At 51.3% G+C, this 25,309-nt stretch carries 25 protein-coding genes; 22 read left to right on the forward strand and 3 right to left on the reverse strand.

Annotated elements, in window-relative coordinates:
* Position 1: 1 nt before the first annotated feature.
* Both IPQ00_03095 and IPQ00_03100 read right to left on the reverse strand, forming a co-directional pair.
* Entirely contained in the window at positions 2-337 is a 336-nt protein-coding gene (locus IPQ00_03095) for a hypothetical protein (GenBank protein ID MBL0239551.1), read from the reverse strand.
* 11 nt (positions 338-348) lie between these two features.
* The gene (locus IPQ00_03100) at positions 349-615 is read right to left on the reverse strand and encodes a hypothetical protein (GenBank protein MBL0239552.1); all 267 of its coding nucleotides are present in this window, start codon (positions 613-615) and stop codon (positions 349-351) included.
* A 171-nt stretch (positions 616-786) separates the two neighbouring features.
* Here IPQ00_03100 and IPQ00_03105 point away from each other — a divergent pair, with 171 nt between their 5' ends.
* From IPQ00_03105 to IPQ00_03165, 13 genes are all read left to right on the forward strand, one after another.
* The gene (locus IPQ00_03105) at positions 787-1,533 is read left to right on the forward strand and encodes a lytic transglycosylase domain-containing protein (GenBank protein MBL0239553.1); all 747 of its coding nucleotides are present in this window, start codon (positions 787-789) and stop codon (positions 1,531-1,533) included.
* A 153-nt stretch (positions 1,534-1,686) separates the two neighbouring features.
* Positions 1,687-2,493 (forward strand): hypothetical protein, encoded by an 807-nt coding sequence (locus IPQ00_03110; GenBank protein ID MBL0239554.1) that lies wholly within the window; start codon positions 1,687-1,689, stop codon positions 2,491-2,493.
* Positions 2,478-3,692, forward strand: a complete 1,215-nt coding sequence (locus tag IPQ00_03115; GenBank protein ID MBL0239555.1) for a hypothetical protein — start codon at positions 2,478-2,480, stop codon at positions 3,690-3,692. Before IPQ00_03110 ends, IPQ00_03115 begins: the two co-directional genes overlap by 16 nt.
* 12 nt (positions 3,693-3,704) lie before the next feature.
* Positions 3,705-5,045, forward strand: coding sequence for a hypothetical protein (locus IPQ00_03120; GenBank protein ID MBL0239556.1), 1,341 nt, complete (start codon positions 3,705-3,707; stop codon positions 5,043-5,045).
* An 80-nt stretch (positions 5,046-5,125) separates the two neighbouring features.
* A complete protein-coding gene (locus IPQ00_03125; GenBank protein ID MBL0239557.1) occupies positions 5,126-6,130 on the forward strand; it encodes an AAA family ATPase in 1,005 nt (334 codons plus the stop codon).
* Positions 6,127-6,876: a hypothetical protein gene (locus tag IPQ00_03130; GenBank protein ID MBL0239558.1), complete on the forward strand. Its 750-nt coding sequence runs from the start codon at positions 6,127-6,129 to the stop codon at positions 6,874-6,876. Before IPQ00_03125 ends, IPQ00_03130 begins: the two co-directional genes overlap by 4 nt.
* A gap of 11 nt (positions 6,877-6,887) precedes the next feature.
* Positions 6,888-7,595 carry a type IV secretion system DNA-binding domain-containing protein gene (locus tag IPQ00_03135; protein MBL0239559.1) on the forward strand — a complete coding sequence of 236 codons (708 nt, stop codon included), beginning with the start codon at positions 6,888-6,890 and terminating at the stop codon, positions 7,593-7,595.
* Positions 7,502-8,887 (forward strand): type IV secretory system conjugative DNA transfer family protein, encoded by a 1,386-nt coding sequence (locus IPQ00_03140; protein MBL0239560.1) that lies wholly within the window; start codon positions 7,502-7,504, stop codon positions 8,885-8,887. The genes IPQ00_03135 and IPQ00_03140 overlap by 94 nt, the downstream gene beginning before the upstream one ends.
* 139 nt (positions 8,888-9,026) lie before the next feature.
* Positions 9,027-9,410, forward strand: a complete 384-nt coding sequence (locus tag IPQ00_03145; GenBank protein MBL0239561.1) for a hypothetical protein — start codon at positions 9,027-9,029, stop codon at positions 9,408-9,410.
* 652 nt (positions 9,411-10,062) lie between these two features.
* Positions 10,063-11,283, forward strand: coding sequence for a VCBS repeat-containing protein (locus IPQ00_03150; GenBank protein ID MBL0239562.1), 1,221 nt, complete (start codon positions 10,063-10,065; stop codon positions 11,281-11,283).
* Positions 11,284-14,777: 3,494 nt separating this feature from the next.
* Positions 14,778-16,763 carry a hypothetical protein gene (locus IPQ00_03155; GenBank protein MBL0239563.1) on the forward strand — a complete coding sequence of 662 codons (1,986 nt, stop codon included), beginning with the start codon at positions 14,778-14,780 and terminating at the stop codon, positions 16,761-16,763.
* A gap of 179 nt (positions 16,764-16,942) precedes the next feature.
* Positions 16,943-17,305: a hypothetical protein gene (locus IPQ00_03160; protein ID MBL0239564.1), complete on the forward strand. Its 363-nt coding sequence runs from the start codon at positions 16,943-16,945 to the stop codon at positions 17,303-17,305.
* A 4-nt stretch (positions 17,306-17,309) separates the two neighbouring features.
* Positions 17,310-17,729 (forward strand): carboxypeptidase regulatory-like domain-containing protein, encoded by a 420-nt coding sequence (locus tag IPQ00_03165; GenBank protein ID MBL0239565.1) that lies wholly within the window; start codon positions 17,310-17,312, stop codon positions 17,727-17,729.
* Positions 17,730-17,744: 15 nt separating this feature from the next.
* Here the strand turns inward: IPQ00_03165 and IPQ00_03170 are convergent, their stop codons facing one another.
* On the reverse strand, positions 17,745-18,149 hold the full coding sequence (locus IPQ00_03170; protein MBL0239566.1) for a helix-turn-helix transcriptional regulator: 405 nt from the start codon (positions 18,147-18,149) through the stop codon (positions 17,745-17,747).
* A gap of 106 nt (positions 18,150-18,255) precedes the next feature.
* Here IPQ00_03170 and IPQ00_03175 point away from each other — a divergent pair, with 106 nt between their 5' ends.
* From IPQ00_03175 to IPQ00_03215, 9 genes are all read left to right on the forward strand, one after another.
* The gene (locus tag IPQ00_03175) at positions 18,256-20,616 is read left to right on the forward strand and encodes a toprim domain-containing protein (GenBank protein MBL0239567.1); all 2,361 of its coding nucleotides are present in this window, start codon (positions 18,256-18,258) and stop codon (positions 20,614-20,616) included.
* Positions 20,571-20,858 (forward strand): hypothetical protein, encoded by a 288-nt coding sequence (locus IPQ00_03180; protein ID MBL0239568.1) that lies wholly within the window; start codon positions 20,571-20,573, stop codon positions 20,856-20,858. Before IPQ00_03175 ends, IPQ00_03180 begins: the two co-directional genes overlap by 46 nt.
* 149 nt (positions 20,859-21,007) lie before the next feature.
* On the forward strand, positions 21,008-21,301 hold the full coding sequence (locus IPQ00_03185) for a hypothetical protein (GenBank protein MBL0239569.1): 294 nt from the start codon (positions 21,008-21,010) through the stop codon (positions 21,299-21,301).
* A gap of 153 nt (positions 21,302-21,454) precedes the next feature.
* The gene (locus tag IPQ00_03190) at positions 21,455-22,255 is read left to right on the forward strand and encodes a tyrosine-type recombinase/integrase (GenBank protein MBL0239570.1); all 801 of its coding nucleotides are present in this window, start codon (positions 21,455-21,457) and stop codon (positions 22,253-22,255) included.
* The gene (locus tag IPQ00_03195) at positions 22,207-22,425 is read left to right on the forward strand and encodes a tyrosine-type recombinase/integrase (protein ID MBL0239571.1); all 219 of its coding nucleotides are present in this window, start codon (positions 22,207-22,209) and stop codon (positions 22,423-22,425) included. The genes IPQ00_03190 and IPQ00_03195 overlap by 49 nt, the downstream gene beginning before the upstream one ends.
* Before the next feature lie 219 nt (positions 22,426-22,644).
* Positions 22,645-23,181 (forward strand): tyrosine-type recombinase/integrase, encoded by a 537-nt coding sequence (locus IPQ00_03200; GenBank protein ID MBL0239572.1) that lies wholly within the window; start codon positions 22,645-22,647, stop codon positions 23,179-23,181.
* A 56-nt stretch (positions 23,182-23,237) separates the two neighbouring features.
* Complete coding sequence (locus IPQ00_03205; protein MBL0239573.1) at positions 23,238-23,585, forward strand: tyrosine-type recombinase/integrase; 348 nt, start codon at positions 23,238-23,240, stop codon at positions 23,583-23,585.
* Positions 23,586-23,698: 113 nt separating this feature from the next.
* The gene (locus IPQ00_03210) at positions 23,699-24,409 is read left to right on the forward strand and encodes a hypothetical protein (protein ID MBL0239574.1); all 711 of its coding nucleotides are present in this window, start codon (positions 23,699-23,701) and stop codon (positions 24,407-24,409) included.
* Between the two features lie 284 nt (positions 24,410-24,693).
* Positions 24,694-24,993, forward strand: coding sequence for a carboxypeptidase regulatory-like domain-containing protein (locus IPQ00_03215; protein MBL0239575.1), 300 nt, complete (start codon positions 24,694-24,696; stop codon positions 24,991-24,993).
* Positions 24,994-25,309: the final 316 nt, after the last annotated feature.

The following is a 25,309-nucleotide window of genomic DNA, read 5'->3' on the forward strand; positions in this document are numbered from 1 at the left end:
TTTATTTCCTGTGGGGTGCTTTCCAATCGGCTGGTTTTAGATCCCCTCGCAAAGGCGGTCGAAAGGCCGCCCATCTGTCTATCTCGGCGTCGAACTTCTGAGAAAGCCAATAGGTAGGCTTGCTCAGTCGCAGGTAGTTAAAGACTCCCAGAAGAATCAGAAACACGAGCAGTCCCAGCGGAAAGCCGAGCGGTACATAGCCGACCCACAGACCTAAAACGAACGGAACGAGATAAGCGATACCTGTGGGGATCAAGATAAACTTCCAGTCGGTCGAATAGACTCCGAACCGTTTCAGGCCGCGAAAAACATTAGGCCGCGTTGCGCGTCTTCTCATCTGGCTGCCTCCTAAAAATTGGTATCGACTCCGACACTGCGGCCTTGAGCAAGCTGCCAGAACACCGCGACGATCGTTCCGAAGGCAAACGAAAGAAGCGAACCGAACGCCTGATTGCCCCATTCCTTTCCGGTCATCTTGTTGTAGATCGACCAGGCTACGCCGACCGCTCCAAGACAAAACAGAATGATCGCCATGAGTTTGAGCGATTCGCGGATGATGTTGGAGAGGTTGCTCGCGTCGCCGGTGAAGATCGGGCCTTGGGCCGAACTTTGCAAGGGTCGTGCCGCTCGGCGAAAGATGTCGCTGGCACATCGGTTGCCATAACCGACAACATGAAAAAACGAACCATCTACTGGATCACATTTTTATCAGTGCTTGGCTTTGTATTTCCTCTGACAGTTGCCTCTCAGGAAACACAAACAATTTCCCGGACTTCACTCGCCCGAATGGACGTGCTCTCAAGAGCAAGATTGTTCGAGCCGACCCTCGAAAAAGCGGCAAGAAGTGAAGGTGTCGATCCTTTAATTCTGTGGACGATCGCCTATAACGAAACTCGCTTCCGGCCCTGGCTGACCAGCCCGAAGAATGCTCAGGGGCTTATGCAGTTCATGCCAGCGACGGCAGCCCGATTTGGATTAGCCAATCCGTATGAACCGACATCCTCACTACTCGCGGCAGCCAAGTACGTGAAGTATCTGGGACGCTTGTTTGATGGGAAACTCGAGTCTGTTTTGGCAGCCTATAACGCTGGCGAAGGGACTGTTTCGGCCTACCTTCATGGCCGCGAATTAATGGTAAATAGAAGAGTTATCAATGCTTCAAAGAGACGGATGGTCAACGGTGTCCCGCCCTTCAAAGAGACTATTGGATATGTGACGCAAGGCGTGGAGGTTTATCGATGGCTTCAGCGGCAAGGACGGCTTGGCGTGCCTACAATTACATTCAGACCCGAACAAAACGCTCGAAAAGAAGGGCTGGCAAAAATAGTTGAGGTTAAAGAAAGTCAAGCTATATCGGTGTTCTATGATCCGCGAACCGGTAAACGAAGCGTTATGTCTTCCAGCAATTTGAACCGCCTTCCACAACTTGATTTCGGCCCCGTGATCGTTAACCCGGCACTTCCGTCAAATTCAACTCCACTCGCCCGGTCAACCTTTGCGGGCAAACTCCAAATCTCAGAGCCAAGCAAGTAGTCGGCGAATTTTCGGGTCAATCGTGGACGACTTTCGCACCGTTCGGCAAATTTTTCTACCGGTCACGAATGCTGTAAGAGCGAACCCGCAAAAGTTTGGCTATTTCGCGTTTGGCACTGGTTTTGCCATTAGCTCTACCGAGACATAAATCCTATGAAAGCAAATGAAACCAAAATCGAATCACCTGATGCATTGAGCACGGATGCTGATGCCCTTACATATCTCACCCGCGATCCGGACGACATCGTAACCATCGCCTCTCTCCTGAAGATCCTCGGCGTGTTGTTGTTTGCCCTTGTGCTTAGCGGCTGCGTAAATATGTTTCTGATCTTCAGAAAGGCTGATCGTATCGTCGTTGATAAATCCAGTGGGCGAGTTGTAGAGCTAAACAACCGCGACTACGGCTCAACGGAAACTGTCAGCATCGAACCGGATGCCCCAACATCGACGGACAAAAAGTATCTTGTAAAAGAATTTCTTACCGCCCTCTACGAAGTCGAACAAACGACGCGTGAGGCACAAGTCAACAAACTGCTCCGAATGCTCGACCCCGACCTCTCGATGGCGATGGCCACTCGACTAAAGCAGAATGGTGTCCTTGCTTCCGAAAAGACAGAAAGCGTGAATTCTTCCTGGGAACTTCAAGATCTGTCGGTGGATGAAAGCGATCCCTACATTCTCCGTGCGATCGGCACGCGAAAGATACGACGCAAAGCCTCAGGCCAGGACGTGGAAGAGGCCGTTCAGCTCAAATGCAAATTCCTTCTAAAAGACAGTCCGTCAGCACCGATACGCAATGACAACAACCTGAGAACGGGATTCACGATCCTTCGCTTTCGGGTCGAACCCGTAAATGGGAAGACTGTCTCGCCTATAACGCTCATCGGAGATGCTGAGGAAACATCTCCACAAAATCAACCCGGAAGTTGGTGGGAGTCGCACTTGTGGCAGTCGCAGTGATTTCCGGAAATGCTGAGGCTCAGACTCGAAAGTCCGGAAACAAACCGAAACCAAAGAAAGTTGTCCGGCCCCTCGCGCACGAGTCTAATTCGGACACCGCCGAAAAGACCGTAAACATTTCCGCTGCTCCCGTTGGCACGCAACCCGTGGCGGTTGTTAATACCCCTCAGCCCGATTTTCTGTCGGGAGAAGCAAATGTGACGGTCAATCCAAAGCAGCCGACCATCGTGCGTCTCGGGCTTGCTCAAAATGCGGTCACGATTGTGGAATTCCCTGCGTCAGACGGGATCTACTACATACACGAAGGCAACCCAAAGCTTGCATTCGTATTTCAATCTCCTACCAAGGAAACTGACCGATCGATAACAATCTATCCGGGCGAAGGATTCGTTCCAACGAAAGACGGAGCGACCTCGGCCGCGATCAGCCTACAGATGCGATCGGGTTTGGTTCTCATCCTTGAACTCGTTCCCGTGAGTGAGCTTAAAAAAAACGCACACCGCTGCGTTATCACATATGACAGGGACGCTGTTGTGTCGGCACGAAAAATTGCGGGCCTCGCATTCAATCTTGGCGGCGAATCGGCCAGCGCTTCACCGATCAACTCACGGGCAGTGTCGAAACTTGTCGGGACCGCCCCAGTCGCTGAACCGCGAAGCCCAGATCCTCCGAATTCCGACAACGCCTCAATTACCCAGGCCGCGTTCACGGATCTGCCCGACACCAAACGAGGCAGCTCAAAGCGAGCAATGACCGATTCCGAAATATCGAAAACTTCGAACAAGAGGCTGGCGGATGTCCTTCGCGATCCCAAGAAACACCTTGGAATTTGGACACCTCAGATCCACGGACTAGAACTCTCACTGACGCGAATTACGGACCTGGATGCCGAGAACCGGCTCGTTATCATCGGCATTCGAAACTCTACAACATCCAACCTCAGGCTCGTACAAGGTTCTCCGGAACTTCAGATACAGACGCTCGACAAGGACGGCAACAGCCTTCTGACCTCAAAACTCGATATTCGGTATCTGGAAACAACCGCATTTGAAGGACTCCTCCTGCCGGGTTCTACGACTTTTCATGCGTTGGTCTATAAAGCACCGACTCTCGGAACCAATCAAAAGATCAGAGTTGTCGTAGCCCAGAGCAACGCCGCCGACGCGCCGATCTCAGCCGCTCTTAACGGATCAAAATAAAGGAGGAATTCGATGCAAACCTTATCAACCAATGCCGCAGAAATTCCAACCGCCTTGCCTGACATTGAAGCAGATGAGGATCGTGAAAATCTTCTTCTTGAAAATCAGCCTGACGAACCGGAGGATGAGGAGGTGGACTCCGATGAATTGGCTCATGAAGCTGATTCTGGGCTCCGAGGCTCGCGAACCGGAAAAGTACTAAAAAGCTTTGCTGCTTTCACAGTATTTCTTTTTCTAATGGGAGTAGCTATTACGTGGTTTTTCGGAATGGGATTCTTCGCCACGCAGAAACCGCAATCCGTGAACCGCACCGGCGGGAAAGATACATCGTCTGCTCCGATGACTGAGGATGAAAAACTTAAGGCCGCTCTAACGATGGTCGCCTCTAAAGAACCCAGTATTAGCAAAGACTCTATCGCTAACCAGCCGTCCGAGATAATGACGGTTGAGGAGAAGCCCGAACCAAACGCCGGCCAACCCGGCGATATCGTTTCGATGACAGACTCACGATCTGGAGGATCCCCGCCCACTAACATCGGAACTACCATCTCCTCTCAGGAATCAAATGGGCCCCGGGACGAAACTTCGGAAACTAGGAACAAAGACGATCGGCCGCGTGTGAATGGCCCTCAACTCACACAGCCGAATACATCTATCGAGCCTGTGGGTCGATCGCTTTTCTTCGGAATAACCAAAGCAAGAAATGACGCGACCCCTGTTCAAAATGCATCTTCGGGAAATCTCGCTACCGATCCTAAGAAGGCAAAGAGCAGTGGCCAGATACCTTTCGGGACACTGCTTCCCGTCCGACTGATCGGAGCTATTTACACACTCAGAAGTTCTGGCGGTGTTGTTCGCATGGAGCTGACGCAGCCGATTGAAGGTAAGGGATACTCATTTCCGGCGGGCACAATGCTTATTGGCAATCTGCGAGGCGGCGAATCCGTCAGAGCTTTCGTGAGTGTTGTTGGGCTAATCGATCCGGCTTCTGGTGAGCTAGTGAAATTCAGCGGTGAACTTATGGGAACAGACGGTGCTTCCGGCATCAAGGGAAACAGGAAGAGGATCACCGGAAAATGGACGCGATTCTTTCGGGGCTTGAAAGAAACTGCCGGGTCAATATTGGGTTCGGTTGGCTCATTCCGTTCAGGTGGAGCTATCGTCCTTTCCGAACCGCTTCGTCGTGGATCGGAAAGGCTGTCTGAGGACACCAGCGAGTCACTATTTGGAACCGAACGCGAGGACACATTTCTGGAAGTATTGGCAGGAACGAGCGGGTACGTTCTTGTGACCCAACTGCCCGAACCGACAACATCAATGACAGCCACAGCAACGGGAGCAGACAAGGAATGATCCCTTTTGACCAAAGCCGACCTCAGATAAACCCCCGGAAACTCGTATCAACGGGACGCGAAACTGATCTATTCGAATTGATGGCTCGTAACGGATACGTGCCCGATGAACAAGTATTCGAGGATTTTTGCGAAAGCTTAAAATCCGGCCGTGCCTGGCTGATATCGGGAACAAGAGGCAGCGGAAAGACTGCTTTTCCGGAAGCGTTAGCTGCGGCGTGCAATCTGTCAATGTGCGTTGTGGCCGGACGGGATGGTTTGAAACAGGAGGAGATCCTTTATGACTGGGACGGCGAGGAGCAGGAAGTTTGGATGAGGGAACACCTTGCTCTCGCAAAACAGCTGCCAATCGAAGAGCAGGCCGGGTTTCTCGACAAAGCTCGACGAGCTAAATGGCAGCGCCGATTTCTGATTCTTGGTGAAGTTGGAATGGCATATGACCTTGCTGCAGTCGCTGCGATCAGCACGCCAAGAAAGCCGCCGCCGGTATTGATCCTTGATGAAAGCGATAAATTTGGAGCGAGCATTGAAGATTCCCTTCTAATGCCGCTCGAACGCGGATTGATCTACATTCCCCGGTACGAAGGCGGAACCGTCGGCATTTCCGATTGGCAGTCAAGACCTATAGTTATCACGACCTCAAACGATCTTCGACATAAACTCAGTTCGCCGTTTATTTCGAGACACGTCTATAGCCGTTTCTCAAGCCCGTCACTGGAGAAGGAACTTGAGATCTTATCCACGAGAAACAAAAACGCCACATCAGTTCAATTGGCTCTCACAACCAAGCTGATCGATGCCGTTCGCGGCATCGCGGGTTTGGAGGATCATCCGAGTGTTCGTGAATCGATAGACATAGTTGCCGCGTTCGAGCGTGACTCGATCGAATCACTGAATCCGAAAAGCCTTGTTCGGTATTTTTGTTATTTCGTAAAGACCGGTTCATCCCGAGAACTGCTCACTCTTCAACTCGACTATCTTCTCGCGATGATCAACGCTTTCCACCCGGATATCGATTCGTGGCTTGCCTCGCGAGATTCCAATTGGAAGGTTAGGTGGCCACAACTCACCGGCTCTTCAATATGAGTAAATCAGAAAGCAAATTGGGTCTCTATTCGAGGATCAAACAAAGGCTCGGATCGATCAGACAAACGGTCGATCTTTCGCGTCATGTCGGCGTTCTAGTGGTCCTTTGCTTAGTCGGAATATACGGAACTTTCAGAATCCTATCGCCTCAGAACGAAGCGGCCCAAGTCAGATTTATCGAAACTGGTGGCAGTGAATCGGACCAGGATTTGTCGACAGCCCAGTCGCAAATAAAAAACCCTTTTTCCGGCCCGGAGTATGACAACGCTGTAAGACTGAGGGAAGCCTCCGCATTGGGAATGGCGGTCTCGTTGTCGGTGTTGTCGTTGAATACGGAAACCGGGAAACTGCCGGGCAGTGTTGCAGAGATTACGCGACATCTTGAGAGGGCTCGCCTACTACCGCCCGGGATTCACTACAACAGTGGGACCATTGTTTCCGAACAGAGCACATTTCAAATCGCATATCGGCGCGAACCTCTTTCATTTGAAGTTCTCGCTATCCCTAGATCTGATCAAGGCTCTCAACTGCTTTTCCGATTTCCGCTGCCGCAAAGCGAACCTAACACAGTTCTTTACTTTGAGGCTCTCCGCGACAAAGCAATCCCGACCGCTCTATCGACCACAGAACAACTGAGTTCCTCAGGATGGAAGATCCGGCATTGGCGGGGAGATACAATCTCGCTTAACTCAGCGACCGTCGATTCACTAAAAGAGCAAAGTGCTTTTTTACTAAATGCACGGTAGGTAATCACGATATGTTTTCTCGAGAATGGATTGAGAAATTTGACGCTTCCTATGGGATACCACGGAAAGCAAATGAGCAATACTTGCCGTCATATCAGGCATTTTGGCAATGGTCTGCGGATATTGGAATGTGTCTGTTCTTCATCACACTGGGGCTACTCGGGTCATTACTTTGCTTGTATGCGGGAATTCTATTGGACGTCTATGGGCTGATCACTTTGGTCTTTTGGGCGATGGCGCTTATATGTGTCGCTGGCTCATTTGTAGATGCGTACTCGCTGATGTGGGCCTACCGCGTTCGACGCATGAGCACCGCCCACGGCTCTGCGAGGTGGGCGAAGGCCTCAGACTTGATCCGCTGTGGTCTGATGAACCGGATCAAAGGACTGCCCTTACCCGCAAATGCGCTTCCCCTTGCAAAAGCCTTTCGTGGCCGCGATGTTTTTCTTCCCGCTAGTCAGTGGCTCCGCCACTTTGTCATGTTCGGCCCAACCGGATCGGGAAAATCAAAGACGTTCTTCATGTCGATGATCCGGGCGATCCTAAAGAAGTCATCGTGTCTGGTTTACGACGCAAAAGGTGAGCTTTTGCCCAGACTGCCAAATCAGCCAAAACGATCTATCGTTTGGACCTTAACGAACCAACAAAGAGCGATCGATGGAACTTCATTCCCAAATGTAGAAACGATCCGGCTTTTGCCTGTCAGATCGCCGGAATGATGATCGGGATCGAAGGGCGCCGCCGCACGAACGCCGACCCGTTCTGGGGCGATGCCGAACAAATAGCATTGACCGCGATCCTGTTGCACATATCAGAGGTTTATCGCGAGAAAGCGATTCCCGCGTTTGCAGCAGACTTTCTTCTATTTCTTAGTGGTGAAAGCGATGAGGCTTTCAACGATGCGATGATGAATTCGCCCAGTCTGTACGCCAAGCAGGCTTACCTGGCATTTCGTCAGGCACCGGTGCAGACCCGTGGCTCGATTCTGATCGGCCTTTACAACAAGCTGCGCCCGTTTACTCTGGCTCCTGCCCGGATGGTTACTTCCCCGCCAGCCAAGGATCAAACGGCACTGGGTTGTCGGCTCATAAACTTTTCAGATCTTCGCCAACCCGGAACTGCGGTTTACCTGGTTGTTTCGGAAGGAGCAGCAGACGTATATAAGGAACTGATAGCAACCTTCATCGGACAGGCCGTTATGGAGATGAGACTCGATGGTGTTAATGAACCGGAGTTTCCTTGCTTCGTTCTCATTGATGAGGCCTACCAATTGAACGTTTCCGAAGTGAAGCGAATTTCAGGCATCGGTCGCGGTCGCGGCGTCGGATTAGGTCTAGGGTATCAGGACCTTCCTCAGATGTATGACCAATACGGACGAGAGCAGGCGAACGCAATTCTCGGAACCATAATGACCAAAATATTTCTCCCCGGCCTGGACGACGTGACCGCTGATTACGCCTCAAAACAGCTAGGTGATACAACGATCTTTTCAAAGACCTTTCAGGACTATCCGGGCAAGAAGCAGGACAATACAAGATATGCCGAGCAAAAACGCGCTCTTATGCTGCCGAACGAGATCCGACAGACTGCGGCCCATTCAGAAGTTCTAATAATAAGCGACACTGCACCGCCAATTCGCGCAGCTTACCCTCCGTTCGCGGTGTCCAAAGAAATGTATCTTGCCTCCAACAAAGGGGCCCCGAAAGAAGTTCATCTGGGGGATATAGACGCACAATTCTCGCTTACAACTGAACCTGGGCAAGTTAAACGATCAGATCCCGAAAGGACTGCGTTAAAAGAAATAATTTCGGCCGGTGTTGACAAAGTTTTATCCATTGAAAGAATTGCGGAGTTAGTTGGATCGTCACCAAGCGAAACCGAATCTGATTTTCTGCTCGATGTAGAATCCGCTGAGAACTCCGATTTGATTAAGAATGCCCTGCACCGCCTTCCTGAGGATGTTCGATTCATGACGACTGCCGCTCCCGTCAGTCAACTTTCACAAATTTAGATCCATGCTAAATAGACTCAAAATATCACTCATTCTGGCGCCGCTCGCGTTATTGATGCTGGTGGGCGTGTATATCTATTCCCTTTGGTCCGAGGAACGAGAGCGACGTGCAGAAATACCCTTTGATGCGACTAGGGTAATGAATAGAGATCTACTAAAGTTTCATCAGAAGCGGGGATCATTCCCCGAAAAGCTAGAAGATCTCGAAGGTGTAGTCTGGGAGAAAAAGGATAGAAATTACGTGTCGCAAGGCCGCTCGATGATACATAGAAATTACTTCTACCTGTATTCAAAGATAAATCCCCATCGATTTACTCTTTGGGCCATACCAATTGGCAAAGTGCGTGACGAAGCACTGACACTCTTTCTGGTCGGAACTCCTACTTCGGACAGAACGTGGAAAGGCCCGGCATTGCCATTTCCTGATATTGAGAACCTGTCCGCCGCCCCTTCGTCAAACGACCTGATCATGTTGGGTCTTGTCGAGCAACCGAATACCCGACAGGAGTCGAAATCAAAGTGAGAACATTAGCGGAATCATTTCAGAATGCGTTCCGCTGCTAACCAAAGGGTTGTAAGTTCGAGTCTTACCTGCGGAGCCAATTAACTTAACACGTTACGGGTATCGAATGTCGTTACCCGTTTTGTTTTTCTCCAATAATTTCCTCTCCGAAACAGCACAGTAACAGACGGAACATCCATGCAACAGTTCGCCTTCCAAATGCATATCGACACGCTGATTGCCTTGGGGCAAAAAAAGCGATTGCCGCTTCTGCACCGAGGTGCCTTACTGACTGCCGAACACCACAGTCGAGACCTCGTATGCTGAACCCGATCCCCCTGGATCTGAGTGGAGGTGGTTCTCATGCAGAAAGTTAGAAGAATGATTGGCAACTGGCGCATTTACTTGGGTCAGACGTCTCTGCGATTCGAATGAGGATACTTTTTTCAACCTCGGTTTGACATTGCTTTAACAGTAGTATTTAATGCCGGAAACATTGTGATTGAGCCGCCTCACTGGCATTATCTAAGGAACCGGCTTTCTTGATTGCACTTGTTATTTGCAAATGCTGGCTTTGAACTCCCGAATCGAAAGACTCCTCACAAGAGAAATCCCTTCGCCTGTTCCCAAGCCGCATTAGTTTTTCCATTTACACATACTTATTGGAGAGCCCATGTCCAAGAAGACACTACGAAACAGCGTTGTTGAGGCCAAAGATCTCGGACGATCGGATCAACCGTCTCATATTTTAGAGCCAACGGACCAACTCGCTGAACCTCGACGCCAGAAATTCGCCCGGATCGCAACGTTTGTGCGTTCGCATCTGGTCCTGATCGGAGTGATTGTTGTTTTGCCCCTGGTCGGCATCGGCATATTTGCAAAGAGCGGGTGGCTGCCAAGCACGGATCCTCTAAACGGCCAGCGGACTGGCTGGTTTGGCAAGGCATTGCCAAAGAATGCTTCGAGCAGTTGGAACCCCTTCGCGGCACCACTTCCTACGCCAACACCGCAGCTTAGCAAAGAGTACGTGTACGCTGGTTCACGAATGCTGGCTGTAGTCGATGCCAACGCCAACGAGACTCCGCCGGCGGATCTTGCGGTTTGGCGGCCGTCGAGCGGGACCTGGTACGTTTACAATCTCGTGACCTCGGCCTGGACATCTTACGCTTGGGGCAACAGCACCGACACGCCTGTCCAGGGCGATTTCGACGGAGACGGCAAGACCGACTTTGCTGTGTTCAGGCCTTCGACCAACGTCTGGTGGATCGCGACCTCCGGCAACAGCAGCTATTACACGGTGACTTTCGGTGCCAGCGGCGATATACCCGCGGTTGCCGACTTCGACGGTGACGGCAGGACGGACGTTGCGGTCTTTCGTCCTTCGACAGGAGTCTGGTACATCTCCAGATCATCCGACAGCGGAACGACGACAGTGACCTACGGCGTCAACAACGACATCCCGACACCGAGGGACTATGACGGCGACGGCAAAGCCGACATCAGCGTCTGGCGGCCCTCTGCCACTTCCTTCTACACACTCCGAAGCTCCGACACGACCACACAGCAGGTGACATTCGGTAACGATGGCGACACTCCGGTCTCAGCCGATTTCGACGGCGACGGCAAGGCCAACTACGCCGTCCGGCACAATGCCGGTTGGATCATCATGAACGCCTCATGGACCTCGACCACGACGACCACTCCGACTGGTGACGCCGCCGGTGACATCCCCGTCGCAAACGATTTCGACGGCGACGGCAAGGTCGATATCGCCGTCTGGCGCAATTCAAGTGGCGACTGGTACATCCGCAAGTCCGGCTCATCGAACACCCTAAGACAAGAGCATTGGGGAATGGCGGATGATATTCCGGTACCTGCATATTTTCGAAGGTAAGTAATTGGCGGCGGCAGTGAAAGGGAAACGTGATATGGAAACTAACACAAAGAATCTTGAGGCGAGATCAGCTTGGCAGCGAAATCTAGGGATAGGTCGTTTTACAGGGCTGGAGCATATAGGAATTCTCATTGCTCTGCTGGTATGTGCTTTGATAGTCAATGGGCAGTCGGGCGGGTCCTCACGAGCAAAGTCGAAAGACACTGGTGGGGCAGCAGATCAAAATCTGAAAAGTCTCGCGCATGTTAATCCTTCAACCTTGGCAATGGAGATGAACATACCGCTTTTCAGCTATCCGGGTCGAAATGGCAACAGTCTGCCAATTGGATTGAGCTACTCATCAAAACTATGGAGAATGGACAATCGCTCAACCTACTTCTATTTCACTCCAATTGGTCATTACAAACAATACGTAACTCAGCTAGCCCCGATGTTCGCGGAGAGAAGTGCTGCGGGTTGGACCAGCAGTTTGGCTGCCCCGACAATTGAAGAGAAATTTGAGATCTATAATCAAGAAGGCGAAGTTTTCACACCCGGTGAGGATATCAACGGATTCAATTTTTATACCCAACAGGCTGCAACAGCGGGGCAGGGTTCTGGCTTGCTTAGTAATCCCAACTTGCCTTGTGGTTGGGTCTGCATCGAACGAACACGTACGTGCGAGAATGGAGTATGTGACCCTTGGGAATGCACGCGCTTTGACTGGAACACTGCCAACTGCGGCGGCGGTGGCCCCGGTGGCGGTGCCTCATGCCACTACCAGAACGGTTATTGTCCCGCCTCCTGCTCCTTTTGTGTCGAGGAGCCGCAATGCCCGTCATGGCATCCCAACTGTGACATAGACATAGAGCCGCCTCCGGGCATCGAAAATCCGCCAAAGATGCACTACGTTAAGCGCGTAAATGTGAGAATGGGTGATGGTTCGACGCATGAGTTTCGAAAATCCGACGCCGTGTTTGGCTATTGCTCTGGTTCGGTCAACGACGGCCCCGACTGCGAAGGCGTATTTGGTGTTCCAGATACGTTGGGCAAGTTTCTTGCGGTGGATGGGTCGGGAATGACTCTCGTTCGTACATCAGATGGGAGCACCCTCCATATGACGGATGGCAGTCGCTATCAATTTCCGGGCCAATCAACTGGAAGTTTTGATCAGACGGCCTTATTCGAGGCGAAAGAACTGGTTGACATTGACGGAAATCGAACCGTCTATAGTACTTCCGAAACTCCTAATCAATTCACAGTCGACGGCCAAAATGTTCGGAAGGTAAAGGACACCGTGGGCCGTGAGTTTGAAGTTCCATTACCACTAAACCTGATCGGACAGTCACAGATCGAAGGCGATCAGGTCATAGGCCTTTCTTCATTGTCTGGTTCGAGTTCGCTGGATTATAAATTAAAGTGGCGTCACCTCAAACCCGTACAGTGTACGAACGAAGTTCTGACTAACTGCGGCCAGACGGAAGGTGCGCTGGAACATCCTGAGCAAAACATCTATTACTACACGTCGATTACGTGTTTTGGTAGCGCCGAGAATCCAGTGAATTCGGCAAATCCGAATACAACGGAGAAACTGTTTCCGCTCAACGGAATTGGCATGCGGTCTTGCAATCCGTTTGATGGTGATACGCCCGCAACCGCATTAGCTAAACGTTTCAACCCAGTGGTTCTGGCGGGCGTTGATCTTCCCAACGGGCAGAAGTATGAGTTCAGGTACAACCAATACGGCGAGATCACAAAGATCGTTTACCCAACCGGCAGTTTCGAAACCTTCCAATACGGGCAGATCGCCCCGATGAACGGCTTCGATTATCCCGCCTACGACCAGACAAACAGGGGCGTGGTAGAACGAAATGTCTTTCAGGCAAATAGTACTGTTCCAGACCAGCATTGGACGTATGCTGTTGCGTTCACAGGATCAGGGGCGAACGCCAACTATAAAGTCACGATGACTTCGTCGAAAGGTAACTCTTCATCCACCGCCGGTGCAAAGACCGAGAGGTATCTTTTGTCCGACACGGCGCACGAACATCAATTTGGGTTCGATAAACCGAGCGCCGGGATGCCGGTAGATGAACGTAGCTTCGATGAGAATAACGTCTTGCGTTCACGAACTCTGACTGAGTGGACGGTTCACGGGCCAGTTGCGACGAATGATCCTATCAGACCCGCGAATTCGCTCGCTCAGCGTGATCCACAAGTAGCGCGAACGGTTTCGGTTATTATCGAAAACGGTCAGGCCTTGGCGACGCTAAGTGAAAATGAATATGAGACGCCGGGTGTCAATAACAATACTGCACCCACGGATGCTGAGTATTTTGCTCACCTTAATTTGAAGCGCACAAAATCGCACCATTTCAGGAATATTCCGTTGAGTCTCGCTCAGACGGGGACGTTTAGTCAGATCGCTGGTTATTTTAATTCATCAACAATCGCAACGATTGGAGAAACGGATTACGCATATATCCCTGACTATAAAGCTAGAGGAATAAACAGTTTGCCTACAGAGAGCCGTGCGTTGGACAAGGAAGGTAATGTCCTCACCAAAACGCAAACACTTTTTGATGAACAAAATTATCTGGGGGCAAGTAGCGGATATCTTAGCGGGAACCTTGTAAGTACTTGGACCGATCCATCGACCGACCTGTCGATACCAGCTAACTCAAGATTACTTCGCGGAAAGCCCACGACTACTAAGCTGTGGAATAACGAGACGAATTCTTGGATATCGTCGTGCGTCCAATACGACCAATACGGCAGTCCGCGAAAGGCTTGGGAACCCAATGAGGACTACAACAGCAGTCGGTTCACCGAAACCGAATACTCCTCTGATTACGGTTTTGCATATCCGACCAAGGTGACAACGCCGCCACCCGATCCGACTAACACTCACGGCACGAATTCCGGTTCGTTCATAACGACGAGTTACGACTTCATGACAGGGTTGCCGTTGACAGTCTCGAACGAATTTGGGCAAACGACTAAGACCGAGTACAACGATGCACTCTTGAGACCGACAAAAGTTTATGGGCTAAGCGATTTCACCATCCCAATAGCCGAGACTATCTATGACGATATTGCCCGCACCGTGAAGGTTCGGAAACAACTCGATTCGATGAATTGGGATGAGTCAACTACCTATGCCGACTCAATGGGCCGCTCTGTTAAGACGGTCGCTAATGATTCTCAGGGCGATGTTATTGTCGAGACGAAGTACGACCTGTTAGGCCGCGTTCAGATGGTTTCCAATCCTTACCGGCAGGGCGATTTAGTTCTTTGGAGTCTGAAGGAGTATGACGAGGCCGGACGAGTCAAACAAACCCGTGAACCCGTAGCCGGGCAAAATCCAAGCAGTCCGACTGGAAACATACTTGGCACGAGCGGCTTTGACATCTCAACGGCACCCGACGCTTTGGGTACCGTAATTACTACTACTAACGCTGCGTCGAAAAAGTCACGTTCTATTTCAAACGCGCTTGGTCAGTTGATAGCAGTGGATGAACCTGACAGTACCGGCGCCCTTCCCGCTCTTCCGCAATCTACTCCCGTACCCAGTCCAACACCGAGCGGAACACCTTCGCCGCACGGTCAGTGCATTTCGCAATGTCCGCCCAACTTCACCGGCGGAGAGTATCCTTCGTACTCGACATTCTACGACTACAATTCGCAGGGCAAACTGGTCAAGGTTACGCAAGGCGATCAGAAGCTTCTTTTTATACGATTCCCTTGGCCGTCTGATTCGCGTTCGACAGCCAGAACAGGAAATTAACGCATCCCTTGAAAGGCTAGATCCTTTCACGGGAAACAAAGACTGGACAGCGGGATTTACTTACGACTTACTAGGAAATGTTCTAACCGCTACCGATGCGAAAGGTATCGTCACCCACAACGAGTACGACCGGGGCAACCGACTTACAAGACGCTACTACACTGGAGAACCTTCGGGACAAACCACCCCCGAAGTTACCTTTTGGTATGATGGAAAAGGACTCGCCTCGCAGCAAAGTCCAAATTATGCGACAGGCAAACTGACCAAGGTTACGTCATCTGTTTCTGAGACCGAAAACTCTCTGTTCGACAAATTCGGCCAAATAACTAAGTCCTCTCAGATTACGGATGGTAACACCTACACTTCGAAATACACTTATAACCTTTCCGGTGCTGTAGTAGAGGAGGAATATCCGTCGGGAAGAAAAGTTAAAAATGATTTTGAATCCGATGGCGATGCCTCGCGCATTTATGGTAGAGCGGATGCAAATTCTCCCGAGCGTACGTACGCAAAATCTTTTCAATACACCGCTGACGGGAAGATTGAAAGTCTGCAACTTGGAAATGACCTGTGGGAAAAGGCAAGGTTCAACACTCGTATGCAGCCAACTGAGATCGCACTCGGCCACGGGCCAAACTCAGGCGATCTTTGGAAACTCGGGTACGAGTACGGCGAACTCAATGTAAGCGGAAGCGTCGATACGTCGAAAAATACAGGCAATATCGCTCGTCAGACCGTGAGCTTTAACGGGCTTGCTCAACCTTTCGTGCAATCTTACAAGTACGATTCCCTTTCTCGTCTCACCGAAGCTCGCGAAACTAAGAACGGGAGTCAAACGTGGACTCAGCAGTTTGGCTATGACCGTTACGGCAATCGCATTTCCACCGCTCAGACCGTGAACGCGTTAAACATCACTACGACGCCCGCTGTTGATCCGAACACAAACAGATTCACGAGTACATCCTTCCATTACGACAAGAACGGAAATGTTACTCAAGATATCGATCCAATTACTTCGCAGGTTCGCTCGGCAGTCTTCAACGGCGATAACAAGCAAACCGAAGTCAAAGATGCCAACGGCAATTCGATCGGCAAGTACTATTTTGACGGTGAGGGGAAGCGGGTAAAAAAGGTAACTTATCTCGAAACTGCCATATATGTCTATTCAGGCGGGAAACTCGTAGCTGAGTATTCGACCGCCGCACCGTCGCAGAACCCGACGACAACCTACACCGCGACCGACCTGCTCGGCAGCCCGCGCATCCTGACCGATTCACTAGGCAATGTCATATCTCGGCGCGATTTCCTACCCTTCGGTGAGGAAATTTACGCGGACGGCACAAACCGCACCACAAACGCCAAATATTCCCAAACCGGACAAGACGGTGTGCGAAAACGATTCACCGCCTATGAACGGGACATTGAATCTTCGCTCGACTTCGCCGAGGCGCGAATGTATAACTTCCAGCATGGCAGATTCACTTCTACGGACCCGATAATAATGTCGTTCAAGCGAGCCCTTGACCCGCAGCGAATAAATCTCTACGCATATTCGAGGAACAACCCGTTGAAATACATTGATCCTGACGGCGAAGACATCCAAGAGCCGACGGGATTGAGTGAAGAAGATCAGAAAGCGTATGAAAAGTGGAAGGCCGCCTATCTCGCAACCGAAGCAGGAAGAAAAAACTTGGGAACGCTATCAAAACGATAAAAATTTCACTTTGAATATCGTAGTTGCCGACAGAGGAAGTGATAGCAAAAACAGAAGCGCCATGGTTGGTGATTTCAAGTTCGATAGTGATGGGAATTTCATAGGTTCGACAATGACTTTGGGTAGAAACCTTGGCAAAGATCTGCCCGGCAACACTGAATCTTACCCAGTCCTAAGCGTTGGACACGCAGGATTCAGCCAAAATAGGTGCTTCGAAGATTGCTCACGAATTCGGGCACCTGGATGATCTGAAAAGCTTAGGCACGACTTTCTACGAACAACAAAAAATCTTAGATGCCATAAAGGACAGAGTAACGGAATTAGGTAGTCAAAAGAGATATGGCGAATTAGGAACTGACCCAACCTTAAAAAATCTGAACGACAGTTTTCAGAAAAAGTTTGGCGTAACCACCACACAAGAAGGGATAAACAGAGAAAATCGGGGCGAAAAACAAGCTATACCAACGATACGGCAAATCTTTGGTAACTCTTTACCCGACAAGGCCAAGAAGGCGATGAACAAATTGGAGAGAGGAAACTAACCGTATGAAAATATTAATTGGCTTGATTTTCGTTGGTATAACAGTGACGATCCTTTGCAATAACGCGTCGGCGCAAGAAATGTGTGTCATACCGGAGCAAAAAGTTAGCAGCATCAAAGGAATCGTGGCTTTTGTTGGAGCAGAAAACCGCATTAAGGGCGCTAAAATCAACCTAAAAGCCAAAAACGAAAGTGACAAGAGCATAACCGAAGTGGAAACGGACCAAGACGGTTTGTTTGAAATCAAAGGGGCTCGCAAGGGCAAATATAATCTAGTTGTTTCCTATCCAAACGCGGTTACCTTGTACGTTCCGATAAGCCTTAGCAAAAGCGGGAACGATAAATATCTGCACATTACATTAGGAGCCATCATTGGCGAAACTTGTGGTGGCGGCGACGTAGAGCTTGTCGATGAATCGAAATGAAAGCGTGGGCACTGTTCACGCCTTTTGCTGGTTGTTCTCTAAAACGGTATCGAGGAATTGGAGAACGAACTTTTGCTTTTCGCGGGGGAGGAGCTTGACCTGCTCGAACTTGCGTTGAAGTTGCGAAGCCGGGCCGGGTCTGGCTCGTGACGTGTTCGGCTCGCTGCCGAGGAGTTCGGCTACCGAGACTTCGAGAGCGGCGGCGGAGCGTTCGATGAAATCGAGAGCCGGGTTCGGCGAGCGGGTCTCGTAGTAATCGATCAGCGAGCGCTTGATGCCGAGTTTGTCTGCCAGTTGCTGCTGGGTTAAGCCTTTACTGCGGCGCACCGCCGAAAGTCTTTTACCAAAAAACGGAGCTTCTTTTTCTGCTGGTCTGCCTGCCATAGCTTCGACAGTATAAAGCCACTTTTTCAATCTCATCTCTTGTATCCATCCTTTTGCCTTTGGCTTGACATTGCTTGCTAGTATAACCTAGCGTTAGTTCGTCAATGTTAGCAAAGCCCTGCTTTCTTCAAAAAAACTGAAAATGATACTTGACAGCTTTTTCTATGGCAATCGAAAACGAGGACATTCTGGCATTGAAGCAAACTATCAGCCTGGCGGATGTGGTTCGGTCGCGGGGGTTGAGCTGCGGAAGAAAGGGCGGCAGCTTTGGGGGCTTTGTCCGTTTCATGAAGATACGGAGCCGTCGTTTGCCGTCGATGAAAGAAAAGGCTTGTGGAACTGCCTGGGCAAATGCGGCGAGGGCGGGGACGCGTTCAGCTTTGTGATGAAAGCGGACGGGATCGGCTTTGCGGAGGCCTTTGCTTTATTGCAGGAAATTGAACCGCAGAGACGCCGAGACGCCGAGGAGGATAAGCAACTGACCACTGATAACCGGCCACAGACCACTGCTTTGGAATATCTGGAGAAAGCCGTCAGCTACTATCACAAATCGCTGGTGAAAAATGAGAAGGCGATCGCTTATTTGCAAAGTCGCGGGATCACGCCGGAAGCGGTCCGGGTCTTTCGCCTGGGCTATGTTGACGGCACACTGCGCGGGCGTGTGAACCCGGACGGTCGTAGGAGTCTCGAATCACTTGGACTTTTGAATGAGAAAGGCAATGAGACGATGTACGGCTCGGTGGTCTTTCCGCTCGTTGACGCGGGCACGAATCAAGCAGTCGGTCTTTACGCCCGGCACACGGAAAAGCAGCAGCACTTGTATCTTTCGGGCAAGCGGCGAGGGCTTTTCAATCCGGCGGGAGCAAAAGAGACGGACGAGATCGTCCTGACCGAGAGCGTGATCGACGCTTTGGCTCTGTGGTCGATCGGCATCAGGAATGTGACTTGTGCCTACGGCGTGAACGCTCTGACGGATGAGATCCTCGCGCACCTGCAGGAATCCCGGATCAGACGAGTCGTGCTAATGCTCGACGCGGACGATGCGGGCCGCGAAGCCGCCCTAAAGTTCGCCGAGAAGCTATCGGCAATCGGCATAGAAAGCCGCACGGTCGATCTTCCGGCAAAAGACGCATCGGAGTTCGTTGTAAATGGCGGAACGCTTGAGGCGGTCCAAAGACTTATTGAACCGCAGAGACGCGGAGACGGAGAGACGGCGGAAACGCGGGCCGCAGGGAGTGTGCCTTTGCCCGATGGAACATTGCAGATCGTTCTCGACAATCGGGAATACAGAGTGCGCGGGCTGACGGGCGTCGGACTTGAGAAGCTGAAAATAAACTTGCGTCTTAATGTGGGGAATCTCTTTCACCTGGACACGCTCGATCTTTATCAGGCAAGAGCGAGGGCGAACTTCGCGCAGATAGCCGCCAAGCATTGCCGCGTGAACGAATCTGTTATCAATGCCGATCTACTTTCGCTGATCGAAACGCTCGAAGCCGAAAGGCTGTCGATGCGAAAGACCTCGACCAATGAAGCGGAATCGACGGCGGCGATGACCGAGGCCGAGAAGCGGGAGGCGATAGCTTTCCTGAAAGACGAAAAGCTGTGTGAGCGAATAGTGGAGGACTTCCGGCGGTGCGGTCTGGTGGGCGAACGCTCGACGGTGTTGACGGCTTACCTGGGGTCGATCAGCCGGAAACTGACGGAACCGCTTGCCCTGCTTATCGTCGCCCGTTCGGGTGCTGGCAAATCGGCATTGCAGGACGCTCTCTGTGCGTTTGTGCCGCCGGAGGAGCTTGTCAGGGTTACGAGGCTGACCGGCCAGGCTCTTTTCTACAAAGACCCTTATTCATTGCAAAGAAAGATGCTGGTGATCGCCGAGGACGAAGGAGCGATGCAGGCCGTCTACTCACTTAGGACGCTTGCCTCGGATCAGAGGCTTTCGATCGCGGCGACCCGGACGGACCCGGCGACCGGGAAACTTTCGACGGAACATTACGAAGTCTTTGGACCCGTTGTGATCGTGATAACGACGACCTCAGCCGAAGCGTTCGACGAGGAGACCCGCAGCCGCTTTGTGCAGCTTTCGATGAACGAATCGATCGAGCAGACGCGGATCATTCTTTCACAGCAGCGGCATCAGCACAGTCTTTCGGGAGTGCTGGAAAAGGCGGAATCGGAAGAGATCAAACGGCTGCATCACCACGCCCAAAGAATGCTCAAACCGCTGGCCGTCGTCAACCCTTTTGTCGAACATCTGACCTACCCCAGCGAAAGACTCATCCACCGCCGAGAGCAAAGAAAGTATCTCTCGCTTATCAACTCGATAGCACTTCTTCACCAATATCAAGAGAGATCAAAACCGCGAAACGCGGCGAGATCGAGATCGAATATGTCGAGGTCGAGCTGTCCGATATTGCACTCGCGAACGAGCTGGCCGAGGAGATCCTCGGCAAGGCAATGGACGAGCTGGCGCCGCCCGTGCGTGGAATGTTCGAGGCGATAAGAGAAGCGTGTAAGAGACGAGCGGAAGAACTAAAGATCAAGGCTTGCGATGTCCAACTTACACGCCGGGAGATACGCGAGACGACCGCATGGAGCGACTGGCAGGTGAGGATGTATTGCCAGAAGCTGGTCGAGATGGAATATCTCTGGGCGATCCAGGCGGTGAACGGAAAGCCGAGCGTGTACCAGTTGGCGAGCGATGCGGAGAGCGAGGTGCAAAGCCTGCGGACTGACCGGAGTTGACGAGTTGAAAACGCGCCTAAAGGACGCGGCTAAAGAGAAAGCGGCGAGTCGATAGGCCAAGCGGTGAAGGTGCGTGTAAGTAACGCCCGCCGTTGTTCGCTTCGGATGCCTTCGCTCCCGGTCGCTGCCGTCATCCGATAATCCTTTTTATGTCCTTCGTAAAAAACACTACGGACATAAAAGCTCATTATCGTACGCCGTCCGCTCCGGCTCTCTCGCTCCGCGGGCGCTCGTTCCTCGCAGACCGCTTCGCTCGTTCGCACGGCTATCGGGTGAACTCGGGGCGGCCTGATGGTGACGTTGAAAAGAAGACGAAGCGGCTAAAGAAAAAAGCCGGACGCCCGACAGCAAACCTTGTGGACCTTGTGGTAAAAAAGGCGACCTTGAGGGTACCTTGTGGTGGTCGAATCACAAGGTTAATTGCAGACAGAAAAGAAACTTAAGCCGACCTTGTGGTCAGTGGAGAAGCTTTTAAAGGGGAAAAATAAAAGCAAAGGTCGTGTTGGAGCAACTCCCACTGAATGCGGCTAAAGAAAACACTCATCGATCATCTGCTTTTCTAACAGTTGATTGTTGAGTAAGGAGGCATTAGCGAGATGTGGACGGAGAATCAAAAGCAAAAACTGGAGCTTCTAAGAGGCCGCTTTATCGAATATCTGACGGCCGTAAACTACTCGCCGGCGACGCTTGTAAACTACTCTCGCGATGCACGGGTCTTCCTCGATTGGCTGGTGGAAAACACCGCCTTGAACTCCATCGCCGACGTGACGGCCGCGCATCTTTCGCAGTATCAGATATCACTCTATCGCCTCGAAACCGAGGACGAAAAGACCGGACGAAAGAAGCAGAGACTGTCTGCCGGAGCACAGGCCAACAAACTGGCGGCGATGAAGCGGTTCTTTCTCTGGCTGTGGCAGGAAGGCGTCATCGTTCACAACCCGTCCGCGTCGATCCAGATGCCGAAGCAGCCGAAGATGCTCCCGCGAAATATCCTCACCCCCGCCGAAGCGAAGCGGCTGATCGAGAGCATCCCGATAGAGAAAGCGAGAGACATTCGCGACCGCTCCATTCTGGAGGTGATGTACGCAACCGGCATCAGGAGAGCGGAGCTTGTGAGCCTTACGATCTACGATGTGGAGATGCAGACGGGTACGCTTCGGATCGAGCACGGCAAAGGAAATGAGACGCGGCTGGTGCCGCTCACTCAATCGTCGCAGACAGCCTTGAAGCTCTATCTCGAACAGGCGCGTACCGCTTTTGCATCCCAGCCGGGACAGATCCGCTTGTTCGTCTCGTCGCGTTCGGGCGGGCCGCTGGACGTGGACGACATACGCCGGATCGTCCGCAAATGGACGAAGAACGCCAACATAAAAAGAACGTCACGCCGCACACGATGAGGCATTCATGTGCCACCCATCTGCTCAAGGGCAGGGCTGACATACGGCAGATACAGAAGCTTCTCGGACACCGCCGCCTGTCGTCAACCGAGATCTACACGCACGTCGAACTGGGCGATCTGGCTGAGGTCATCAGCCGCTGTCATCCCAGAGAAAAAAGCGGTCGATAACGGTAAAAAAGCGCCAAAAACGCGGGTCTGAAAAAATGTGCGAAACGGCTCCCAGCCTGTACGACAGGATAGACCAAGATCCACCGTTTGTAATCGGACTAAATGAGGCAGCAGCACGGGTTACGCATTGTCACCAAAGTTACAAACCGCAACTTATTGCGTAAAGCTTCTCGTTAAAGGTCTTACGCTGTCACTTCTGTATACAAAACGCCATCGAATGTGAACAAAGAGATCGAAAAATACCTCTCGGAACTCGAAGCCAAAGGCTACTCGAAGGACCTCCGAAGATCGAGCGAGAGAGTGCTGAATAACTTGCAGCTTTACCTGCAGGAAGCCTGGCTGATAAAGCGCTGGAACGAGGCCGAGGAAACGCACCTGAACTCGTACCTTGTTCACCTCAAGAAATACACCGACCAGAAGGCATCATCCTTAAGACAAACCGTGTCGAGGATCAGACGCTTTTTCCAATGGCTTTACACATCGAATAAAGTGCTTGCGAACATCGCCGAGACCTTCGATCTTCCCAAAGCCGGACACACATTGCCGCACGTCCCGACCGAAGCCGAAATATCGAAGATCATCGAGCAATGCGACACCGACAAAGCGATCGGCGTTCGCGATCGCTCCATACTCGAAACCCTATACGCCTGCGGCATCCGTCACGGAGAGCTTTACCGCTTGAATATGAGCGACTTCGACGGCAGGACCTTGCGTATCCGCGAAGGCAAAGGAAAGAGAGAACGCATCGTTCCCTGACCGAAAACGCAGCCCGATGGATCGAGAGATATATCGCCACATCGCGCGTCGAACTGATGAGCGGAGCCTACTGGGGAAAAGGCCGAAGCCGGAAGAAAAGACCGGTCACGAATCCGACAGCTTTGTTCCTTTCCGTTACGGGCAGGCGCCTCTCGTATCCGCAGATATGGAGCATCGTAAAGAACGCTTCGGAAGCGGCCATGATCAACGCGACGGTCCACACCTTCCGGCACGCCTGCGCGACGCATCTTCTCCGCCACGGAGCGAGCCTCCGCCACATCCAAAAACTGCTCGGACACTCCAGCCTCGACACGACCCAGATCTACACCCAGGTCGAGATCTCGGACATAAAAAAAGCGGTGGGCAAAGCAACTGAAAATCTCCGGCAAACCTCAAACAAATAGGTTAAAAAGCCCTGTCGAGTTATAATAAAAACTTGGCACGAAAGCCGCTTTTTCTTTAGCCGCTTCTTTAGCTCTTTGAAAACACATCAAGCCGCAATGCGCATCGCACGGAAATCTCGAATTGCGCGTTCATAACCGGCTATGAACGGGACATTGAATCTTCGCTCGACTTCGCCGAGGCGCGAATGTATAACTTCCAGCATGGCAGATTCACTTCTACGGACCCGATAATAATGTCGTTCAAGCGAGCCCTTGACCCGCAGCGAATAAATCTCTACGCATATTCGAGGAACAACCCGTTGAAATACATTGATCCTGACGGCGAAGACATCCAAGAGCCGACGGGATTGAGTGAAGAAGATCAGAAAGCGTATGAAAAGTGGAAGGCCGCCTATCTCGCAACCGAAGCAGGAAGAAAAACTTGGGAACGCTATCAAAACGATAAAAATTTCACTTTGAATATCGTAGTTGCCGACAGAGGAAGTGATAGCAAAAACAGAAGCGCCATGGTTGGTGATTTCAAGTTCGATAGTGATGGGAATTTCATAGGTTCGACAATGACTTTGGGTAGAAACCTTGGCAAAGATCTGCCCGGCAACACTGAATCTTACCCAGTCCTAAGCGCGTTGGACACGCAGGATTCAGCCAAAATAGGTGCTTCGAAGATTGCTCACGAATTCGGGCACCTGGATGATCTGAAAAGCTTAGGCACGACTTTCTACGAACAACAAAAAATCTTAGATGCCATAAAGGACAGAGTAACGGAATTAGGTAGTCAAAAGAGATATGGCGAATTAGGAACTGACCCAACCTTAAAAATCTGAACGACAGTTTTCAGAAAAAGTTTGGCGTAACCACCACACAAGAAGGGATAAACAGAGAAAATCGGGGCGAAAAACAAGCTATACCAACGATACGGCAAATCTTTGGTAACTCTTTACCCGACAAGGCCAAGAAGGCGATGAACAAATTGGAGAGGAAACTAACCGTATGAAAATATTAATTGGCTTGATTTTCGTTGGTATAACAGTGACGATCCTTTGCAATAACGCGTCGGCGCAAGAAATGTGTCATACCGGAGCAAAAAGTTAGCAGCATCAAAGGAATCGTGGCTTTTGTTGGAGCAGAAAACCGCATTAAGGGCGCTAAAATCAACCTAAAAGCCAAAAACGAAAGTGACAAGAGCATAACCGAAGTGGAAACGGACCAAGACGGTTTGTTTGAAATCAAAGGGGCTCGCAAGGGCAAATATAATCTAGTTGTTTCCTATCCAAACGCGGTTACCTTGTACGTTCCGATAAGCCTTAGCAAAAGCGGGAACGATAAATATCTGCACATTACATTAGGAGCCATCATTGGCGAAACTTGTGGTGGCGGCGACGTAGAGCTTGTCGATGAATCGAAATGAAAGCGTGGGCACTGTTCACGCCTTTTGCTGGTTGTTCTCTAAAACGGTATCGAGGAATTGGAGAACGAACTTTTGCTTTTCGCGGGGAGGAGCTTGACCTGCTCGAACTTGCGTTGAAGTTGCGAAGCCGGGCCGGGTCTGGCTCGTGACGTGTTCGGCTCGCTGCCGAGGAGTTCGGCTACCGAGACTTCGAGAGCGGCGGCGGAGCGTTCGATGAAATCGAGAGCCGGGTTCGGCGAGCGGGTCTCGTAGTAATCGATCAGCGAGCGCTTGATGCCGGTTTGTCTGCCAGTTGCTGCTGGGTTAAGCCTTTACT

The organism is Chloracidobacterium sp. (genome assembly GCA_016720705.1).
GTDB lineage: Bacteria > Acidobacteriota > Blastocatellia > Pyrinomonadales > Pyrinomonadaceae > OLB17.

What these genes read in the sequence shown, in the direction of transcription:
- IPQ00_03095 (MBL0239551.1), bottom strand. Translation starts at nt 337, where the DNA reads ATGAGAAGACGCGCAACGCGGCCTAATGTTTTTCGCGGCCTGAAACGG.
- IPQ00_03105 (MBL0239553.1), top strand. Translation starts at nt 787, where the DNA reads ATGGACGTGCTCTCAAGAGCAAGATTGTTCGAGCCGACCCTCGAAAAA.
- IPQ00_03110 (MBL0239554.1), top strand. Translation starts at nt 1,687, where the DNA reads ATGAAAGCAAATGAAACCAAAATCGAATCACCTGATGCATTGAGCACG.
- IPQ00_03120 (MBL0239556.1), top strand. Translation starts at nt 3,705, where the DNA reads ATGCAAACCTTATCAACCAATGCCGCAGAAATTCCAACCGCCTTGCCT.
- IPQ00_03125 (MBL0239557.1), top strand. Translation starts at nt 5,126, where the DNA reads ATGGCTCGTAACGGATACGTGCCCGATGAACAAGTATTCGAGGATTTT.
- IPQ00_03130 (MBL0239558.1), top strand. Translation starts at nt 6,127, where the DNA reads ATGAGTAAATCAGAAAGCAAATTGGGTCTCTATTCGAGGATCAAACAA.
- IPQ00_03135 (MBL0239559.1), top strand. Translation starts at nt 6,888, where the DNA reads ATGTTTTCTCGAGAATGGATTGAGAAATTTGACGCTTCCTATGGGATA.
- IPQ00_03145 (MBL0239561.1), top strand. Translation starts at nt 9,027, where the DNA reads ATGAATAGAGATCTACTAAAGTTTCATCAGAAGCGGGGATCATTCCCC.
- IPQ00_03150 (MBL0239562.1), top strand. Translation starts at nt 10,063, where the DNA reads ATGTCCAAGAAGACACTACGAAACAGCGTTGTTGAGGCCAAAGATCTC.
- IPQ00_03155 (MBL0239563.1), top strand. Translation starts at nt 14,778, where the DNA reads ATGAACCTGACAGTACCGGCGCCCTTCCCGCTCTTCCGCAATCTACTC.
- IPQ00_03165 (MBL0239565.1), top strand. Translation starts at nt 17,310, where the DNA reads ATGAAAATATTAATTGGCTTGATTTTCGTTGGTATAACAGTGACGATC.
- IPQ00_03170 (MBL0239566.1), bottom strand. Translation starts at nt 18,149, where the DNA reads ATGAGATTGAAAAAGTGGCTTTATACTGTCGAAGCTATGGCAGGCAGA.
- IPQ00_03175 (MBL0239567.1), top strand. Translation starts at nt 18,256, where the DNA reads ATGATACTTGACAGCTTTTTCTATGGCAATCGAAAACGAGGACATTCT.
- IPQ00_03180 (MBL0239568.1), top strand. Translation starts at nt 20,571, where the DNA reads ATGGACGAGCTGGCGCCGCCCGTGCGTGGAATGTTCGAGGCGATAAGA.
- IPQ00_03185 (MBL0239569.1), top strand. Translation starts at nt 21,008, where the DNA reads ATGTCCTTCGTAAAAAACACTACGGACATAAAAGCTCATTATCGTACG.
- IPQ00_03190 (MBL0239570.1), top strand. Translation starts at nt 21,455, where the DNA reads ATGTGGACGGAGAATCAAAAGCAAAAACTGGAGCTTCTAAGAGGCCGC.
- IPQ00_03195 (MBL0239571.1), top strand. Translation starts at nt 22,207, where the DNA reads ATGGACGAAGAACGCCAACATAAAAAGAACGTCACGCCGCACACGATG.
- IPQ00_03205 (MBL0239573.1), top strand. Translation starts at nt 23,238, where the DNA reads ATGAGCGGAGCCTACTGGGGAAAAGGCCGAAGCCGGAAGAAAAGACCG.